This is a genomic window from Melittangium boletus DSM 14713, assembly GCF_002305855.1.
GTDB lineage: Bacteria > Myxococcota > Myxococcia > Myxococcales > Myxococcaceae > Cystobacter > Cystobacter boletus.
Window position 1 is genome coordinate 712,974 of the sequence record NZ_CP022163.1, and the last position, 18,767, is coordinate 731,740.

15 protein-coding genes are annotated in these 18,767 nt (G+C 68.6%); 4 read left to right on the forward strand and 11 right to left on the reverse strand.

Annotation, left to right across the window (positions count from 1 at the left end; genetic code table 11):
• Positions 1-5: 5 nt before the first annotated feature.
• Positions 6-209: a hypothetical protein gene (locus MEBOL_RS03040; protein WP_095976000.1), complete on the reverse strand. Its 204-nt coding sequence runs from the start codon at positions 207-209 to the stop codon at positions 6-8.
• Between the two features lie 316 nt (positions 210-525).
• On the opposite strand from MEBOL_RS03040, the gene MEBOL_RS03045 reads away from it, so the two are divergent.
• The 3 genes from MEBOL_RS03045 to MEBOL_RS03055 are packed head-to-tail and all read left to right on the forward strand — an operon-like array spanning position 526 to position 3,970.
• A complete protein-coding gene (locus tag MEBOL_RS03045; protein ID WP_095976001.1) occupies positions 526-1,338 on the forward strand; it encodes a DUF3108 domain-containing protein in 813 nt (270 codons plus the stop codon).
• A gap of 36 nt (positions 1,339-1,374) precedes the next feature.
• Positions 1,375-3,054, forward strand: coding sequence for a DUF4091 domain-containing protein (locus MEBOL_RS03050; protein ID WP_095982552.1), 1,680 nt, complete (start codon positions 1,375-1,377; stop codon positions 3,052-3,054).
• A gap of 37 nt (positions 3,055-3,091) precedes the next feature.
• Complete coding sequence (locus MEBOL_RS03055; protein WP_342747733.1) at positions 3,092-3,970, forward strand: DUF3108 domain-containing protein; 879 nt, start codon at positions 3,092-3,094, stop codon at positions 3,968-3,970.
• Here the strand turns inward: MEBOL_RS03055 and MEBOL_RS03060 are convergent.
• The 6 genes from MEBOL_RS03060 to MEBOL_RS03085 form a co-directional block, all read right to left on the reverse strand.
• A complete protein-coding gene (locus tag MEBOL_RS03060; RefSeq protein ID WP_170115434.1) occupies positions 3,960-4,328 on the reverse strand; it encodes a hypothetical protein in 369 nt (122 codons plus the stop codon). The genes MEBOL_RS03055 and MEBOL_RS03060 overlap by 11 nt on opposite strands.
• Positions 4,329-4,402: 74 nt before the next feature.
• Entirely contained in the window at positions 4,403-5,896 is a 1,494-nt protein-coding gene (locus MEBOL_RS03065) for a hypothetical protein (protein ID WP_095976003.1), read from the reverse strand.
• A 96-nt stretch (positions 5,897-5,992) separates the two neighbouring features.
• On the reverse strand, positions 5,993-6,511 hold the full coding sequence (locus MEBOL_RS03070) for a DUF507 family protein (RefSeq protein ID WP_095976004.1): 519 nt from the start codon (positions 6,509-6,511) through the stop codon (positions 5,993-5,995).
• 138 nt (positions 6,512-6,649) lie between these two features.
• Positions 6,650-8,587: an excinuclease ABC subunit UvrC gene (uvrC, locus tag MEBOL_RS03075; RefSeq protein ID WP_095976005.1), complete on the reverse strand. Its 1,938-nt coding sequence runs from the start codon at positions 8,585-8,587 to the stop codon at positions 6,650-6,652.
• A gap of 6 nt (positions 8,588-8,593) precedes the next feature.
• Positions 8,594-10,759, reverse strand: coding sequence for an excinuclease ABC subunit UvrB (uvrB, locus tag MEBOL_RS03080; RefSeq protein ID WP_095976006.1), 2,166 nt, complete (start codon positions 10,757-10,759; stop codon positions 8,594-8,596).
• Between the two features lie 59 nt (positions 10,760-10,818).
• Complete coding sequence (locus MEBOL_RS03085; RefSeq protein ID WP_095976007.1) at positions 10,819-12,501, reverse strand: M20/M25/M40 family metallo-hydrolase; 1,683 nt, start codon at positions 12,499-12,501, stop codon at positions 10,819-10,821.
• A 322-nt stretch (positions 12,502-12,823) separates the two neighbouring features.
• Here MEBOL_RS03085 and MEBOL_RS03090 point away from each other — a divergent pair, with 322 nt between their 5' ends.
• Complete coding sequence (locus tag MEBOL_RS03090; RefSeq protein ID WP_095976008.1) at positions 12,824-14,653, forward strand: M4 family metallopeptidase; 1,830 nt, start codon at positions 12,824-12,826, stop codon at positions 14,651-14,653.
• Here MEBOL_RS03090 and MEBOL_RS03095 read toward each other — a convergent pair whose 3' ends face one another.
• The 4 genes from MEBOL_RS03095 to MEBOL_RS03110 all read right to left on the reverse strand — a co-directional run bounded on the left by MEBOL_RS03095 (position 14,654) and on the right by MEBOL_RS03110 (position 18,761).
• Positions 14,654-15,796 (reverse strand): bifunctional chorismate mutase/prephenate dehydratase, encoded by a 1,143-nt coding sequence (locus MEBOL_RS03095; RefSeq protein WP_095976009.1) that lies wholly within the window; start codon positions 15,794-15,796, stop codon positions 14,654-14,656. It abuts the gene before it with no gap.
• Positions 15,797-15,802: 6 nt separating this feature from the next.
• Positions 15,803-16,639, reverse strand: coding sequence for a prephenate dehydratase (pheA, locus tag MEBOL_RS03100; RefSeq protein WP_095976010.1), 837 nt, complete (start codon positions 16,637-16,639; stop codon positions 15,803-15,805).
• A 65-nt stretch (positions 16,640-16,704) separates the two neighbouring features.
• A complete protein-coding gene (locus MEBOL_RS03105) occupies positions 16,705-18,303 on the reverse strand; it encodes a sensor histidine kinase (protein ID WP_095976011.1) in 1,599 nt (532 codons plus the stop codon).
• Positions 18,300-18,761 carry a response regulator gene (locus MEBOL_RS03110; RefSeq protein ID WP_095976012.1) on the reverse strand — a complete coding sequence of 154 codons (462 nt, stop codon included), beginning with the start codon at positions 18,759-18,761 and terminating at the stop codon, positions 18,300-18,302. The genes MEBOL_RS03105 and MEBOL_RS03110 overlap by 4 nt, the downstream gene beginning before the upstream one ends.
• Positions 18,762-18,767: the final 6 nt, after the last annotated feature.

The window sequence follows — 18,767 nt, forward strand, 5'->3', positions numbered from 1 at the left end:
CGGGCTCAAATCTCCCGGAACTTGAAGCGCCCGTTGTCGCCCACCTTCACCAGGAACTCGCAGCCGCAATAGTTGCAGTGCAGTTCCTGGCCGTCCTTGAGCGCGTCATCGAGCGGGTTGTTGGCGTTGCACTCAGGACAGTCGAAGTCCTTCCGGCTGGCCTTGCTGCCGGAGTCCTTCTCGTCATCGTCATAATAGTCCAGCGGCATTTCATCCCTCCGGGCCCGAGGGTCGACGCCCCGGGACTTCCCCGAGGTTACCAGCCCTGGCGCCCGGAGCGCGCATCGCGTGCGGGCGTCGTGGGGCTCGTCTGGCTGGCCGCCCGGGGGACCGGCACGGGCCGCGTTCCGTCCAATCGCGCACGGAGGGGGGATTCCGCGATTGAATGGGCCCCGGGACGATTCGTCCACGAGCATGCAGCCGCGGGCCGGGAAGTGGGCGAGGCAGTTGGCACGCCCGAGCGCGGCTACCTACTTTCCGCACCTGCCCACTGGCCAGGTCGCGGGAGACCGAGCCAGGAGTCATATGCACAAGCAGCGGAAGGGGATGTTCACCGGAATGATGTTGGGCCTCCTGGGGTCGGGGGTGGCGCTGGCACAAGGCGAAACGCCCTCCGCGTTCAGTCCGGGAGAGCAGGCCAGCTACCGCGTGCAGTACCTCGGCATCACCGCGGGCACGGCGCAGGTGACGGTGGGCGCGCCCATGCGCCAGTGGGGCAAGGACGTGTGGCCCATCGTGTCCCTGGCCCGATCGGAAGCGGTGGCGGGCGTGTGGCCCGTCAAGGACAAGTACGTGTCCTACTGGGACTTCAACGCGCTGCGGGTGCTCGGCTCGGACATGATGGAGGACCAGAACCACAAGCGCCGCCGCGTGCGCGTGAAGCTCCATGACGATGGCAAGAGCGCCCTGGTGGTGAAGCAGAAGGAGGGAGAGGCGCCCTCCGAGAGGCAGCACGACATCCTCGAGGGCGCGCTCGACGTGGCGGGAGCGACCTTCGCGCTGCGCAACCGCACGCTGGAGGTGGGCCGGGAGTACGCCTACCCCGTCTTCACGGGCTCGAAGAGCTTCCTCATGAAGGCCAAGGTGGAAGCGAAGGAGACGCTCTCCACGCGCCAGGGCAAGCAGGAGGTGTACCGGCTGCGCGTGTACACCGAGTTCTCCGGCAACCTGGCCTCCAAGAGGGACCTGGTGGCGTGGCTGACGGCGGACGCGCGGCACCTGCCCGTGCGCCTGGAGGCGGACCTCGCCCTGGGCTCGCTCGTGGCGGAGTTGACGGATTACCAGCAGGGAAAGGTCCTCACGCCCAAGCCGGCGGTGACGGCCCAGAACGGATTCTAGGCAGCGGCGGGCCGGCGGCCGCGAATGGGGGACTCCATGGTGGCAGCGGGTGCGGTGGGATGGTTGCTGGTGGGCGTGCTGGCCGGAGCGCCCGAGCCTCGGGTGGTGTCCGCGCTGGAGAAGGTGCGGCCCGAAGCCCTGCCCAAGGGCGAGAAGCAGGCCCGGCTGAGCCTCGCGCGGGGAGAATGCGAGGGAGTGCAGGTGGTGCTTCCTCCGGGAGCCTCGCGCGTCCAGGCGGCGCCGCTCACGCTGAGCGGCCCGGGCAAGCCCCTCGCGGCCCACCTGTGGCGCGAGGCCTTCCTGGACGTGAAGACCGCCTCCAACTCCCAGGGCGGCACGGGCCTCTGGCCGGATCCCCTCGTCCCGGTGGAGACGCCGTCCGGTGACAAGAAGGCGCCCACCGTCCTCTACGTGGAGCTGTGCGCCCCCGAGGCCCAACGACCGGGCACGTACCGGGGGGCGCTGAAACTCAAGGCGGATGGAGCGGCGGTGGCCGCCGTGCCCTTCACCGCGGAGGTCCAACCCTTCGCGCTGCCCGCGACCTCCTCGCTCCCCAACAGCTTCGGCGTCTCGCTCTACAGCATCGCCAAGGGCCACGGGGTGAAGCCCGAGTCCCCCGAGGCCCAGGGCCTGCTGCGCGACTACGTGACGGCGCTGCTGACCCACCGAGTCAGCGCCCATGGCATGAGCATGAATCCGCCGCCGGTGCGCTTCGACGACGGCGGGGCCCAGGTGGACTTCCGGGCGTATGACGCCGAGGTGTCCTCCTTCCTGGAGGGCACGGCCCTGCCCTCGGGGGCGCGCTTCACCACCCTGGACGTGCGCGACTCGAAGGCGGCCCGCACCGACGCGGAGAAGGCCGCGTACTACCGGGCCCTCGCCGCGCACGCGAAGGAGAAGGGCTGGCGCGCGCAGCTCTTCTTCTACGCCAAGGACGAGCCCAAGCCCGAGGACGTGGCACTCGTGCGGACCCAGGCCCTGCGGGTGCGCGCCTCCGGCAAGGACGTGCCCGTGCTCGTCACCGCGCCCCTGGACGAGTCCCTGCGGGACTCCGCGGACATCCTCGCGCCCACGCTCAACTGCTTCTTTCCCCGGCCCGGGCCCCAGACGTGCCGCAACGTCGTCCCCCTCCAGACGCTGCGCGGCAAGCTCGCCCCCCAGGTGAAGGTGTGGTGGTACCAGAGCTGCAACTCACACGGGTGCACCGGAGGCGCCGCCGAGGACGCCTCCGTGGAGAAGGCCTACTCCGGCTGGGCCTCGTACATGGTGGACCACCCCGCCCCCCTCAACCGCGCCATGGGCCCGCTGGCCTTCCTGACGGGTGTGGACGGCGAGCTCTATTTCGACACCGTCTTCGCCTACAACACGAAGGACCCCTGGACGGATCTCTTCGAGTTCGGTGGCAATGGCGACGGCACCTTCTTCTATCCTGGCACTCCCTCGCGCCCGGGCTTCACGAGTCACCAACCCGTGCTGTCGCTGCGCCTCAAGCACCTGCGCGATGGATTGGAGGATTATGAGTACCTCCGGCTGTTGGAGTCGCTCGGCGAGAAGACCTTCGCCCAGGAGGCGGTCCGTCGGCTCGTGCGCTCCGGGTACGACGTCCAACGGGATGTCCGGCAGTGGGAGCAGGTGCGCCAGGAGATGACGGCCCGTCTGCGCCAACGATGGGAAGCGGTTGAAGAAGCGAAACGTTCGGGCGTCCGGTCGAAGTGACGGGGAGTCCTCTCACCTGGAATCAAGGATGAACACCATGCGCAGCGCTCTCGCCCCTCTGCTGTTCTGCCTGTCATCCACGGCCTGGGCGCAAATCCCGGACACCGACCCCGCCGAGGAGCACAAGGCCCAGCCCGCCGCCCCGGGGAAGACCGCCTCCGTTCCCGTCTGCACCCAGACGCTGCCGCCCCTGCGCGCGCCCCTGGCCTTCGCCTCGGGGGAAATGCTCGAGTTCGACCTGGACGCCATGGGCGCCACCGCGGGGAAGATGAGCATGCAGGTGCAGAAGAAGCAGAACGGCTCGCTGCCGGTCCAGGTCAAGGTGCAGACCAACTCCTTCTTCTCCAAGGTCCGCCGCGTGGATGCCACGGCGATGAGCTACCTGCACCCGAAGACGCTGCGCTCCTTCCGCTACACCGAGGACGCCACCGAGAACGAGGTGCACCGCACGGTGGACGTGGCCTTCAACCCCACCAAGCGCAGCGTCCGCGTGGACTACGTGCTCCGGGGCAAGTCCGGCCGCAACGACTACTCCTACGAGCACGAGGGCCTGGACGTGGCCGGCTCCATCTACATGATGCGCCAGCTGCCCATGAAGGAAGGCCTGCCCGTGTGTTTCGACGTCTACGGCGTGCGCCGCATGTGGCGCATGGCGGGCACGGTGCTCAAGCGCGAGCACGTGTCCCTGCCCATCGGCGAGTTCGAGGCCTGGCACCTGTCGGGCACCGCGGTGCGCCTGGACCGTCCCTCGATGACGCGGGAAGTCCACGTGTGGATCTCCGACGACGAGCGCCGGCTGCCGCTCGCGGCCCTGGGCAGCATCGACCTGGGCACGGTGCGCGCGACGCTCACGTCGTTCTCGCGCCCAGGAGAGAAGCTCCAGCAGGCCGAGGGCAAGGAAGCCCTCAAGTGGTAGGCGTCTGACGCATCATCCCCGCCGCCTGGGACATCCGGCGGCGCAGGCGCATCACCACGTCCTCCAGCAACGCCAGGCGCTTGAGCACCAGCGCCTCGTCCCCCGCCTCCACCAGCGCCAAGGGGGAGAGGGACTCGGGCCGCAGCGCCGCGAGCAGCTCCGTGAAGTGCGACTCCACATCGCCCAGCGCGTCGAGCCCTTCCCGCAAGTCATCCTCCAGGAAGTCCAGCAGCACGGTGGCGTCGGCCCGGCGGGGCAGCCGCCGCTCCAGGTGCTCCATCGACTGGCGGAGGGGGTCCGCGCTCACGCGACGCAGCGTCGCGGGAGCGGCACGTCGTGCGAGAGCGAGTGTCGTCATGTCCAGCACGCTACAGGCCCGTAGCAGGGGGTCAATTTTTCGCCCCCCCCCGGGCCCGGCCGGAAGACGCGGCCTCAGCGCACGGGCGCGAACGGGCTGGGCCCCGTGGGACTCGTCACCACCGTGGGCGCGCCGGGCAACGTGGCCGACAGCGCCGTCGAGTTGAGCGGCTGCGGCGTGGAGATGAGCGGCACCGCGCCCGTGGCGTTGAGGGAGGGCGGCGTGGCGATGAGGGGCACCGGCTGCAGCCCGTTGATGGGCTGCGGCGTGGAGATGAGCGGCACCGCGGGCGTCTGCGTGTTCAACGGAAGCGGTGTCCCCACCAGTCCCGCCGCCAGACGGGCGCCACCAAAGGAGAACTCCGGTGCGGAGACTCCGGGCGCCAACGGCACGATGGTGTAGCCCCCGCTGGGACTCGCGAAGGTGGACGTCGAGGTCAATGGCACGAAGCCGGTCGCCGCCGGCTGGGGCGCCTGCGTGGAGAGCTGCACGCGCTCGGGAGCGTTGAAGGCGTCCGGCACGATCGGCGTACCCGAGTAGCCCGGCGTCTGCGGATCCGGCTGGCGGCCGGCCTGGGTGGACAGCGCCACGCGCTCGGGCGCCACGAAGGCATCCGGAAGGGTCCTCACCTGCGCCGCGATTTCCGGCAGGGTGGTGTCGGCCCGTGGCGCGATCTGCTCCGTCTTCACGGGATCCGCCAGCCCATCGCCTCCCGAGCGGAGCGCGGCCGAGCCCGCCAGACCCGAGCCGCCCGTGCCCTGCTGAGCCGCCAGCGACGTGGTGGGAACGAACCCCAGGGACACGCCCCCCGGCACCGGAGCACTGGGCGGCGCGACGCCGACGAAGCCTCCCGCGACGGGAATGGACGCGACCGAGGCCACCGGGATGCCATCCACGGCGATGGCCACGTCATCGAAGTCGAACTGGATGAAGCCGCGAGGCTCGAGCTCGGGTGGCAGGTTCCACACCAGCACGTCCAGCTCGGTGTCCCCCTGCCGGGCCACCGGCAGCAGACGGAAGGTGTCGTCATCCGCGTGGGCACCGCTCTCCAGCGCGGCGGCGTGGATGAGCGCCGTATCCGTGAGGAGCTGCCCGTTGCGCCAGAGCCGGCCCACGCCCCACACGGCGGCCGTGGCCTTCACCCGGGTCGTGTTCGCGAAGCCCACCGGCGCCCCACCGTGCATCTCCTGGTGGAGCAACACGCCTCCCGCGATGGGCTGGGCGGGCGGTGGCGGCAAGGCGCCGGACACCCGGGAGCCGCCCTGGGAGGGCGGAAAACCCGCCTGGTCCAGCTCCACCCGGTACGTGGTGGCACCCAGGGTGAAGGTGGCCTCCAGCCGCCCGATGTCCCCATAGGTCGCCTGAGGGTCCGCGATGCGCTCGCGCACGGTCAGCTCCGCCGTGCCCCGCCCCTGCTCATAGAGGTCCGTGAAGGGGACCGCGCCATGTGTGAAGTAGCCGATGTTCCCCACCGTGCGAGCGGTGACCTCGGGTCCATCGAAGGTGAAACCGGCGGGGCTGGCCGTGAGCAGCCCGGCGAACACGACACTGGAGATGATTCCGACCATCGACGCTGCCTCCTCTCCTTGGAGGGTAAGCAGCGGAGGCGCGGCGAGGAGGGGGCGAAGCAGCCGGGCGACCATGGCCCCGCTCCGCCCGCTCGCTTAGATGAGGCCCCGAGCGCGGCGGATCTGCTCCACCGTCTTGTTGTACTCGATGTCGAAGGCGCTCGTGCCTTCCTGGAGGTGACGCAGACGCGCACGCGCCTCCTTGTCGATCTCCTCGTCCACGTCCAGATGGCGCTTCATGTGCTGGTGGATCTTCTGCCGCAGCACGTTGTCGGCGGCGAAGACCTCCTCCACGTTGCGGCTGATGAGCAGGAACTCGATCATCTGGTTGATGACGTATTCGATGCCCTCGTCGCCCATCTTGAAGCCGCGGACGTCGGCCATCTCACGCTTGACCTGGTTGAACTTGGAGTAGTCGTACCCTCGGCGCTCCAAGGCCTCGCGCGTCGCCTGATTCACGCGCTCCTCGTTCGCCAGGTACTCGCGCATGATGGCCGAGAGATCCATCTCGGCATCGGCCACGCGCATCTGCTCCACTTCAACATCTCCGTCCTGCATCAGCCGCTGGACGACCTCCCGGGAGATGATTGGGATCACCTTCGGATAGAGCCTCATATCGGTCCCTCGCCCCTTGAAGACGCCTCGACTGGACCTGTTCGCTATAAATCAGCGCTGAGCCCCGTCGCAATGAAAAACCCCAAGAACATCGCGGATTCAGCGGCCTCATCGGCCCCGCGTTAAAGCGGAAATTAATCATGGCGAGCCGGGTGGCGAGCCTTCTTCCGACTTTTCGTCGATCAAATCGCCCGCATCGGCCAGTGACGCTTCACGGATGGGATCCACGTCGTCCTCCTCCGGGTGCCCATGCAGCGCGGCATGGACGCGTTCGGCCACGGTGGGCCCGAGCACTTCGACCAGGTCCTCGATGCTCGCCTCGCGCACGCGCTTGAGCGACCCGAAATGCCGCAGCAGCAACTTCTTGCGCGCCGCGCCCACGCCCGGCACGTCGTCCAGCACCGAGGTGAAGCTGCCGCGGCGCATGCTCTTCTGTTGAAAGGTAATCGCGAAGCGGTGCGCCTCGTCGCGCAGCCGCGCGAGCAGGTACAATTCCGCCGAGTTCTGCCGCAGCACGATGGGATCCTTGCGGCCGGGGATGAAGACGCGCTCGGGACTGCGGGCGCTCTCCTCGTCACGGTCATGGACCTCCTCGTCCCGGCTCTTGGCCAGGGAGATGATGTCCACCTCCTCCACGCCCACGTCCTTGGCGGCGGCGAGCGCGCTCGCGAGCTGGCCCTTGCCGCCGTCGATGACGAGCAGATCCGGCAAGTCCCCCTCCTCCTGGCCACGCTTGAGCCGGCGGCTGATGACCTCGTGCATGCTGGCGAAGTCGTCCTGCTTCTCCAGGGTCTTGATGCGGTAGCGCCGGTAGCGCGACTTGTCGATCTCCCCCTCGGTGGCGGCCACCTGCGAGGCGACGATGGACGCGCCCTGGAAGTGCGAGATGTCGAAGCACTCCATGCGCCGCGGCATGCGCTTGAGGGACAACCGCTCCTGGAGCCGGCGCAGCACGCTCTCCGTCTCGTCCTTGGTGCGGCGGCGCTCGATGGCGGCCTGCTCGGCGTTCTTCTGCGCCATCTCCACCAGGTCGCGCTTCTCGCCGCGCTTGGGCACCATCACCCGGACCCTGTCGCCCTTGCGCTCGGACAGCAGCGCCTCCAGACCCTCGCGCTCCTCGATGTCCAGGGGCAGGAGGATCTCCTCCGGCACGAAGTTGCCCTGGTCGTAGTAGAGGTTGACGAAGGAGGGCAGCAGCTCCTCGTCGGGGAACTCCTGGCTGCCCAGCGGGAAGGCCTGGCCGCCGTTGAGCCGCCCCTGGCGCACGTAGAGCACGTACACGAGCAGCCGATCCCCCTCGCGATGGAAGGAGAAGACGTCCTGGTCCTTGAAGTCGGTGGTGGCCACCTTCTGCCGCTCGAGGCTGCGCTCGATGGCCCGGAGCTGATCGCGGATGCGCGCGGCCTCCTCGAACTTGAGCTCGCTCGAGGCCTGCTTCATGCGCGCGCGCAATCCATCCACCAACTCCCCCGCCTTGCCCTCCAGGAAGAGCACCACCTCGTCCACGCTCTTCTTGTAGTCCTCCGGCGGCACCGGGTAGACACATGGCGCGGGGCAGCGGCCAATCTGGTGCAGCAGACAGGGCCGCTTGCGGTTGGCCAGCACATGGTCCGTGCAGGTGCGCAGGTGGAAGTAGCGGTTGATGACGCGCAGCGTCTCGCGAATGGCGCTCGCGCTGGAGTACGGGCCGAAGTAGCGCGCGCCGTCCTTCTCGTAGCGCCGCACCACCTCCAGCCGCGGGTAGGTCTGCGTCTTGTCGAGCCGCAGGGAGATGTACTGCTTGTCGTCCTTGAGCAGGACGTTGAAGCGCGGCTTGTGCTTCTTGATGAGCTCGTTCTCGAGGAGGAGCGCTTCCTTCTCGTTGTGGACGAGCACCGTCTCGATGTCGGCGAGGAACTTGTCCAGCAGGGACACGAAGGCGCGCGTGTCACCGGTGCGCGTGAAGTAGGAGCGCACGCGGTTGCGCAGGTTGATCGCCTTGCCCACGTAGATGATTTCCCCCCGGCGGTCCTTCATCAGGTACACGCCGGGCTCGGTGGGCAGTGCGTCCAGCTTGGCTTCGAGCTTCGCGTCCATGGGTGACTAGCGACTCTTCCTCGGTCCGATGCCGGTCTTGCCGTGAGGGGGACCCCCTCCCCCACTCTTCGCCTTGCCGCCGCCCCGCCGCCCCTTGGCGCCCCGGGAGCCAGGGGTGCCCGCCTTGGGCTCGTCGTCCGTCTTCGCCGGCGCCCGGAGGAGCGCGCGGCTCGGGGGCTTGATGCCCAGATCCATGTCCTTGAGCAACAGCAGCTGATCCCTCATCCGCGCGGCCTTCTCGAACTCCATCTCGTCCGCGTAGTGCTGCATCTCCTTGGTGGTCTCGGCGATGAGGCGCTGGATCTCCTTGGGCTCCAGGGCGTCGTTGGCCGCGTCCGCCGCCAGGGGCAGCGCGTTGGGATTCTCCGCGTCGTAGAGCTGCTCGGACAGGTCCAGGATGTGGCTCTTGACCGCCTGGGGCGTGATGCCGTGCTCGGCGTTGTAGGCCTTCTGCACCGCGCGGCGGCGATCCGTCTCCTCGATGGCCAGGCGCATGGAGTCCGTCATCCCGTCCGCGTACATGATGACGTGGCCATTCATGTTGCGCGCGGCGCGGCCAATGGTCTGGATGAGCGACACGTGGCTGCGCAGGAAGCCCTCCTTGTCCGCGTCGAAGATGGCCACCAGCGACACCTCGGGGATGTCCAGGCCCTCGCGCAAGAGGTTGATGCCCACCAGCACGTCGAACTCGCCCTTGCGCAGGTCGCGGATGATGGCCGTGCGCTCGATGGCGCCGATGTCCGAGTGCAGGTAGCGCACCTTGACGCCCACGTCGGTGAGGTACTCGGTCAGGTCCTCCGCCATGCGCTTGGTGAGGGTGGTGACGAGCACCCGCTCGTTCTTCGTCACGCGCTCACGCACCTCCTCGAGCACGTCGTCCACCTGGTTGCGCGCCGGACGCACCTCCACCTCGGGATCCGTCAGGCCCGTGGGGCGGATGATCTGCTCCACCACCACGCCATTGGACTTCTGGAACTCGTACTCGGCCGGCGTCGCCGAGACGAAGACGGCCTGCTGCACCATCTCCTCGAACTCGGTGAACTTGAGCGGACGGTTGTCCAGGGCGCTCGGCAACCGGAAGCCGTGATCCACCAGCGTCTCCTTGCGCGCCCGGTCTCCCCGGTACATGGCGCCAATCTGCGGCACCGTCTGGTGGCTCTCGTCGATGAGCACCAGCATGTTGCGCGGGAAGTAGTCGATGAGGCACGGCGGCGGCTCGCCCGTCCGACGCCCCGAGAAGTGCCGCGAGTAGTTCTCGATGCCGTTGCAGTAGCCGATCTGCTCGATCATCTCGAGGTCGTACATGGTGCGCTGCTCCAGCCGCTGCGCCTCCAGCAGCTTGCCCTCCCGCTGGAACTGCTGCAGCCGCTCGCTCAGCTCGTCGCGGATGGTCTGGAGGGCGCTCTTGCGCGTGTCCGCCTCGGTGACGTAGTGGCTCGCGGGGAAGATGACGACCTTCTCCAGCGCGCCCAGGGTCACGCCGCGCAGGGGATCGAACTCGGTGATCTTCTCCACCTCGTCCCCGAAGAAGCTCACGCGCACCGCGCGCTCCTCCTCGTAGGCGGGGAACACCTCCACGGTGTCACCCCGGGCGCGGAAGGTGCCCCGGTGGAAGTCGAGGTCATTGCGCTCGTACTGGCTCTCCACCAATCGGCGGATGAAGGCGTCGCGGCCCAGCTCCGCGCCAACGTTCACCGTCACCGCCAGGTCCACGTACGAGCGCGCCGTCCCGAGGCCGTAGATGCAGGACACGCTCGCCACGATGAGCACGTCATCCCGCGTGCGCAGCGAGTGCGTGGCCGAGTGGCGCATGCGCTCGATCTCGTCGTTCACCGAGGAGTCCTTCTCGATGAACGTGTCCGAGGTGGGGATGTACGCCTCGGGCTGGTAGTAGTCGAAGTAGGAGACGAAGTACTCGACGGCGTTGTGGGGGAAGAGCGCCTTGTATTCCCCGTAGAGCTGGGCGGCGAGCAGCTTGTTGTGCGCGATGAGCAGCGTGGGCCGCTTCACGTTGGCGATGAGGTTCGCCATGGTGAACGTCTTGCCGGACCCGGTGACGCCCAGCAGCGTCTGGTAGCGATCCCCGCGCAGAATCCCCTCGGTAAGCTCCCCGATGGCTCGCGGTTGGTCGCCCTGGGGCTTGTAGTCGCTGACGATCTGGAACTCAGGCATGGCTGCTCCGTTTAACACCCGGAGTGAGGGAGTGCCGTCGAAGAATCGAGGGACGTTCGCTACTTCGCTCCCTCGGATTTCAGGGTTTCGAGCGATCGCAGGCGGGGCGCCTCGAATTCGTCGCCCTTGTTCCAGCGGGGCGCCTCGCGCGTGCGCGCCACCTGGGCCCCGAGCAGGAAGAAGAGCCGCGTGTCCTCCACCGCGCCGCTCAGGTCCGCGTCCGGTCCCAACTCATCCGAGGGCTGATGATAGTTCTCGCGCTCCCAGCGCTCACGGCGGGCCTTGCCCCAACCAGCCGGGCGGTCGATGAAGTCCATGCCGCTGCTGAAATAAACGGTGGGGATGCCCTTCTTGGCGAAGCTGAACTGGTCCGAGCGGTAGAAGAAGCCCCGGTCCGGCAACTGATCCGGCTTGACCACCCGCCCCTGCGCCCGCACCAGCGCGGTGAGCGGCTTGTCCAGCGAGGACTTGCCCAACCCGATGACCGTCACGTCCCGCGTGCGCCCGTGGATGTTGAGCCCATCCACGTTGATGTCGGCCGCCACCCGCCCGGCGGGCACCGGCAGATGCTCGGCGAGGTAGCTCGACCCCAGCAGCCCCTGCTCCTCGGCCGCCACGGCGGCGAAGAGGATGGAGCGCGGCGGCGCCTTGGGCAGCCGCGTGAAGGCGCGCGCCACCTCGAGCAGCGCCGCCACGCCGGACGCGTTGTCCACCGCGCCATTGTAGATGGCGTCCTCGCCCGGCTTCGCGTCCGCCTTCATGCCCAGGTGATCATGGTGGGCCGTGTAGAGCACCACCTCGCGCGATAGAGTGGGATCACCGCCCGGCAGCAGGCCCAGCACGTTCGCCGTGGCGCGGCGGTGCACCTGACTGGTGAAGCGCGTGGAGACCTTCACGCCCAACGCCACCGGCTGGAAGTCCCGGCTCCGCGCCGCCAGCCGCAGCGCGTCCAGGTCATGCCCGGCGAGCGTCATCACCCGGTGCGTGGCCTCCTCCGTCGTCCACGCCTTCACCTGCAACAAGGCGCCGGTCTCGGGAGGTGTCGGCAACTCGAACTGCTCGCCCGTCCATGACGTCTGCACCACCTGCCAGGGGTAGCCCGCGCTCGCGGTGGTGTGGACGAGGATCGCTCCCGCCGCGCCCTGCTTCTTCGCCTGCTCGTACTTGTAATCCCACCGGCCGTACCACAGCCGCGCCTTGCCCTCGAAGAGCGTGGGATCGTCCTCGGGATCGTTGTTGAGGATGAGGAGCGTCTTGCCCCTCAAGTCCACTCCCTTGAAGTCGTCCCACTGATACTCGGGCGCCTGGATGCCGTAGCCCACGAAGACCAGTTCCGAGCCGTTCAGCTCGCTCCGCGCCCCTTGATGGCCGGCGCTGGCGATGAAGTCCTCATGGAAGCGCAGGGGCATGCTCTCCGCGCCGGCGGTGAAGGTCATCGTGTCCGGATGGCCCGTCATCCCCACCAGCTCGAAGGGCTGGAGGTAGCCGCCCCCCGGCGCCCCTGGCTTCAAGCCGAGCAGCTCGAATTGCGTGGAGAGGTAGAGCTGGGTCAGCGCATCGCCCCGCGTGCCCGGGCCCCGCCCCTCCAGCAGATCCGAGGCCAGGAAGTCGATATGGGCCCGGAGCCCGCGCGCCTCCAGCGACTTCGCCGCCAGCTTCTCTGCGGGCAGGGACGGCTGGGCCAGGGCCACTCCCGGCAGGAGCATCCAGGCTGATGCGAGGACCACCAACGAGTGCTTCATGGACAAGGCCCTACCACGCTCCCTCCGCGCCCGAGAGCGCGCCGATGGGCTCCGTCACAGTGGGTAACAACCCGCGTCACCAGGGCGGTGACATCCGTCACCAGGGGCCTGCCGAGGCATCCCGCCGAGGAGACAACGTAGGTGTGATGACCACAGTCACCACCTTGTTCGTCCCCCAGAAGCCACTCGGGAATGAAATCAAGTATTTGGCTCATGGGTGTCCATGACGCGGCGCATGGCACACATCATGCTCTACATGGCGCACATCAACCACACAGGGTGACGCCCTCCCCACCCTGGACCCGAAAGAAGGCCTCGCGCCATGCAGATCTCCAACAAGCAGACCCCGGTCTCCGCTCCCGCCGTTGCCTCCACCCCCGCTACGCCCGCCGTCCCCGCCACGCCGGCCGCGGCGCCCGCCGCCGCGCCGAAGGCCACCTCGGGCTTCGCCCAGGACTCCAGCTTCGCCACCTCCGCCGCGAAGAGCCCGGCCGTGGCGCTCTCCGCCGCCCACGTCGCCTCGGCCGCCAAGAGCACCGGCCCCCTGGCCCTGGAGAGCAAGGAGGCCCAGTCCGCCATCCAGAAGTCGGTGGACTTCCTGCAGCAGAACAGCCCCACCCAGCGCGGCATCGTCCCCAGCGCGCCCGTGTCCGCCTCCGTCAAGCCCAACCAGGTCTTCACCGATGAGCTGGGCATGACGCACGTGCGCCTGGACCGCCAGAGCGAGGGCGTGAAGGTCTTCGGCGAGCAGGTCATCAGCCACCTGGACAAGGACGGCAAGGTGGCGGACGTGACGGGCACCCTGTCCAACGTCCCCGCCGGCCTGGGCTCCTCGCCCGTGAAGCTCACCGCCCAGGACGCGCTCGCCGTGGCCCAGAAGGCCTTCGGCCAGGAGTCCACCCGCGCGCCCACCTCCGAGCGCGTCATCGTCAAGGGCAATGACGGCCAGTACCACGCCGCCTACCACGTCAAGCTCGACAAGCTCTCGGACTTCAAGGCCGGCGAGGAGCCCCGCCGCATGAACTACTTCGTGGACGCCCACAGCGGCGAGCTGGTCAAGAGCTTCGACCAGATGGGCGGCTTCGCGCACGAGGTGGAGGCCGCCAAGGCCCGCGCCTCCAAGCCCACCACGCCCTCCACCCCCACGACGCCGAACAGCCCCTCCCAGCCCGCGACGGGCAAGGCGGACGACACCTCGCTCTACAGCGGCAAGGTGGACCTCTCCACCACGAAGCAGGCCAACGGCACCTACACCCTCGAGGACTCCTCCCGCGGCAGCGGCGTCGTCACCTACGACGGCAACAACAAGGCCAACGCGAGCGGCAAGACGCAGATCACGGACAAGAACGACGTGTGGGGCGAGAGTTCCGATCCGGCGCGCAGCAAGGCGGCGGTGGACGCGCACTACGGAGCGGAGATGACGTACGACTTCCTCAAGGACGTGCTCGGCCGCAACTCGCTGGACGGCAAGGGCGAGAAGCTCGTGTCCTACGTCCACGTGGACAAGAACCTCGTCAACGCCTTCTGGGACGGCGAGAAGATGAGCTACGGCGATGGCGACGGCAAGGACTCGGGCCCGCTCACCACGCTGGACATCGCGGGCCATGAGATCGCCCACGGCCTGACCGAGCGCACCGCGGGCCTCGTGTACGAGGGCGAGTCCGGCGGCCTCAACGAGTCGTTCAGCGACATCATGGGCGCGGGCGTGGAGTGGTACGCCTCGCAGAAGAACCCCGCGGTGAAGTTCGACTGGAAGGTGGGCGAGGACGCGTGGACGCCGGGCAACGGCACCGACGACGCCCTGCGCTACATGGACGACCCGACGAAGGACGGCTACTCCGTCGACCACTACAAGAACTATCCGAAGCAGACGGAGGTGCACGGCTCCAGCGGCATCGCCAACAACGCCTTCTACCTGCTGACGGAGGGTGGGAAGAACCGCACGTCGGGCCTGGAGGTGAAGGACGGCATCGGCATGGACAAGAGCCTGAAGATCTTCGGCCGCGCCCTGACGACGTACATGACGCCCGACACCACGTTCGCCCAGGCGCGCGAGGCCACCATCAAGGCCGCCACGGACCTGCACGGCGCCAACTCGGTGGAGGTCCAGAAGGTGAAGGACGCCTGGACCGCCGTGGGCGTGGGCAGGTAATCACCCGGGCAACAGCTCCACGCGGGGATAGGTCCCGAGCAGCCGCATGGACTGGGTGTAGGGCTGGAGGTCGCGCAGGACCGCCTCGATGGGAGCCGAGGCGGCATGGCCCTCCAGGTCCAGGAAGAAGCGATAGCACCAGGGCGAGCCCGGCAGGGGGCGGGACTCGAGCCGGGCGAGGTTCACCCCGCGCTCGGCCAGCACGAGCAGCGCCTTGCCGAGCGTGCCGGGCTTGTTCTCCAGCACCATCACCAGGGACGTCTTGCAGGGCGCGTCCGTGGGCAGGGGGGTGGCCGCGCGGGCCACCTCCACGAAACGGGTGAAGTCCCCCTTGCGATCCTGGAGTTCGTGCGCCAGCACCTCCAGGCCGAAGCGCTGCGCCGCGGAATCGCTCGCGATGGCGGCGACCCCCGGATCATTCGCCTCGCGCACCCGCTGCGCCGCCCCGCCGGTGTCCAGGTCCGGCAAGAGCCGCACGTGGGGCAGGCGCTCGCGGAAGAACGTCTCGCACTGGGTGATCGCCTGGGGATGGGAGCGCACGGTGTGCAGCGACTCCAGTCTGGCGCCCGGCAGTCCCAGGAGCCGGTGCTGTACCTGATCCACCACCTCCGCGATGAGCGTGACGCCCTCCTCCACGAGCGCGTCATAGGTCTCGTACATGGCGCCCGCGGTGGTGTTCTCGATGGGCAGCAGCGCCAGATCCATCTCGCCCCGTCGAAGCGCGTCCACCGCCAGGCGGGGCGTATCGAAGCCGGACAGGAACACGCCCCCGTCACGGCCCGCGTAGCGCTTGTGCGCCATCTGGTGGCTGTAGGAGCCCTCGATGCCGGGATAGGCCACGCGCAAGGGCGTGCTCTCCAGGCCCGTCACCCACGCGTGCTGCCGGGCGACGGACATCTCCATGATGAAGCGGTAGAGCCGCTCCACCTCGTGGGGGTCCAGGTTTCGCGCCATGGCCGCGGTCCGGATGCGCCGCAGGAGGAGATCCTCGCGCCGCTGGTCCCGGATGGGCGAGGCCGTGGCCAGCTTGGAGCGGGCGATGTCCTCGGCCAGGTCCATGCGGCGGCGCAGGGCATCGAGGAGTTCCTCGTCCACCTGCTCGATGGCGACACGCAACTGCTGTAGATCCACAACGTCCGACATGGCGGCCTAGACTCCGTGGCTGAGATAGGACCCGAGCACCCGCACCGAACACCCCAGGGAGTCCAGCTCGGCCAGGGCCTCGGGCATGGGTTGCGCGGACAGGGGGGAATCAACGTCGATGAAGAAGAAGTAGTTGCCCAGGCGCTTGCGCGTGGGCCGCGATTCGATGCGCACCAGGTTCACCTGCTTGCGCGCGAACACGGACAGCACCTGATGCAGCGCGCCCGGGAAGTCCGCGGGCAGCGTCACCAGGAGACTCGTCTTGCTCCGGCCCGGCCGGGAGAGCACCAGGGGCTCCGGGCCCACGAGCACGAAGCGCGTGGCGTTGTCGGGATGGTCCTCGATGTGCCCGGCCAGGATGTCCAGGCCATACAGCGCCGCGGACGCGGCACTGCCGATGGCGGCGAGCCCCGTCTCGGACGCACGCTCCCGCACCTGGCGCGCGCCCTCGGACGTGGAGCCCACGGGAATCACCTCGGCCCGGGGCAGCCGGGCGCGCAGGAACTCCCGGCACTGCCCGAGCGCCACGGGGTGGGACAGCACCTCACGGATGCCCTCCAGCGGACCCGCGCGGCCAATCAAGTTCATCGTGATGGGGTACACCCACTCCGCTTGAATGGGCAGATCCACCTCGTGCACCAGCCAGTCCAGGTGCTGGCTGACCGAGCCCTCCAGCGTGTTCTCGATGGGGATGACCCCCAGGTCCGCCCGGCCCGAGACGACCGCCTGGAAGACATCGGCGATGAGCTTGCAGGGGATGAGCTGGTGCGGCACCGCCCCGAGGAAATGGTGGGCGGATTCCTCGGAGAAGGTCCCGGGCCCCAACACGGAGATCCGCTTCATTCCGCCCGCTCCTCGCTCCTCGGAGCCGTGCCTCGTGCGTCACGCGTCGTCATGGACCCGGTACCCTACCCTCCTGGAGGAGATAACACGGCCACCTGCGTGCCGGAGGAAGGAGTCACCCGGGGCAGGCGGACCGTGAAGGTGGTGCCCTCGGCCTCCGTGGAGCGCACGTCCACGGAGCCCCGATGCGCCAGGACGAGCTGCCGGACGATGTACAACCCCAGGCCAATACTGCGGTCGGATTGCGTCAGCCGCGTCCCCCCGCGCGTGAGCGGTTCGAACAAGCGGGGCAACAGCTCCGGGGAGATGGGCGAGCCCTCGTTGTGGACCCGGAGGAGCACGGACTCCGCCCGTCCCTCGGTCTCGACGCGCACGGGCGAGCCCTCGCGGCCGTAGCGCAGCGCATTGCCGAGGATGTTGGAGAGCACCTGGGCGATGCGGTCCGAGTCCCAGACGCCCTTGCCGTCTCCTTGCCAGGAGAGCAGCAGTTCCCGCGCGGGGTGGGCCGTGCGCGCCTCCTCCACCACCTGATGCGCCAGCTCATGGATGTCGAGCGGCGAGGGCTGGATGGGGATGCCGGTGCCCATGCGCGCCTGGGTGAAGTCGAGCAGGTCCCGGATCATCCGGTGGGCCCGCTCCGCCGAGGACACGATGCGCGCGGCCGTCTTGGTCAGCCAGGGCGAGGCATCCTCGCGCCGCAACAGCAACGCGCCGGCCATGAGGATGGCGCTCAGGGGATTGCGCAAATCATGGCTGACGATGCCCATGAGCTGCTGCTCGAATTCAGCCCGGTGGCGGGCCTCCTGCAACAACCGCTGCCGCTCCACCTCGGCGCGCTTGCGCTCGGAGATGTCCTGCATGGCGCCCACCATGCGCACGGGCCGTCCGCTGGCCTCCCGGACGATGTGGCCGCGATCCACCACGTCGCACCAGGTGCCGTTCTTGTGCAGGAAGCGGTACTCCTCCAGCCAGCGCTCCTCGCGAGAACCAATGGCGTCCCGGAATCGGAGGAGCACCCGCTCGCGATCCTCGGGGTGGATGCGCTCGGACCAGCCCGAGGGAGACTGGCCCATCTCCGCGGGCGTGTAGCCCACCACCTGCTCGAGCGTGTCGTTCCAGTGAGTGGTGTCCGTCCGCAGATCCCAGTCCCAGATGGCATCGAAGGTCGCGCGGCTCGCGAGCGCATAGCGCTCCTCCGACGCGCGCAAGGCCTCCTCGGTGCGCTTGCGCCGCGCCTCCCCTTCCGCCTCGCGCAGGGCTCTCGCCACGCACGGCACCAGGCGCTCCAGATGCTCCTTGAGGACGTAATCCGTCGCTCCGCGCTTGAGCATTTCGATGGCGCGCTCCTCGCCCAGCGCACCGGACACGAAGAGGAAGGGCGTGTCCGGGCAGAGCTCCCGCGCGGTGGACAGGGCGCTCAGGCCATCGAAGCCCGGCACGTTGTAGTCGGAGAGGATGATGTCGAAGCAGCTCCGCTCGAGCGCCCGCGTGAACCCGGCCTCGCCGTCCACGCGCTCCACCTTCAGGGACAGCCCCTCCTCCTCGAAACGCGCGAGGATGAGTTCCGCGTCCAGTGCGTTGTCCTCCAGCAGCAGCAGGGACAAGGGACGCTGGGCGGAGAGTTCCATCAGCCGGTGGATGGAAGCGCTCGGTCGCTCGCTCATCGCTCCGAGCCCGGAGGAAGGGAGCCCGGAGGCGGTTGGTTGACCACGGCCCAGAAGAGCCCCAGCTCCCTGAGCGTGAAGACGAAATCGTCGAACACCACCGGTTTGACCACGTACGCGTTGACGCCCAGGCCGTAGCTGCTCGCCAGATCCTGCTCCTCCCGCGAGGAGGTGAGCATCACGATGGGGATGGTGCGCAGCTCGGGGTCGGCCTTGACCTGGGAGAGCACCTGGATGCCATCCACCTTGGGCAGCTTCAAATCGAGCAGCACCACGGCGGGATGACTCGCGGGGCGGGAGGCATGCTCGCCCTGGCGATGCAGGTAGTCGAGCGCCTGCTGGCCGTCGCGCACCACCACCACTTCGTTGGCCAGGCGGGTCTCCTCCAGAGCCGCCAGGGTGAGCGCCACGTCATTGGCATTGTCTTCCACGAGGAGGATTCGCTTGAGTCCGGTCACGAAGGT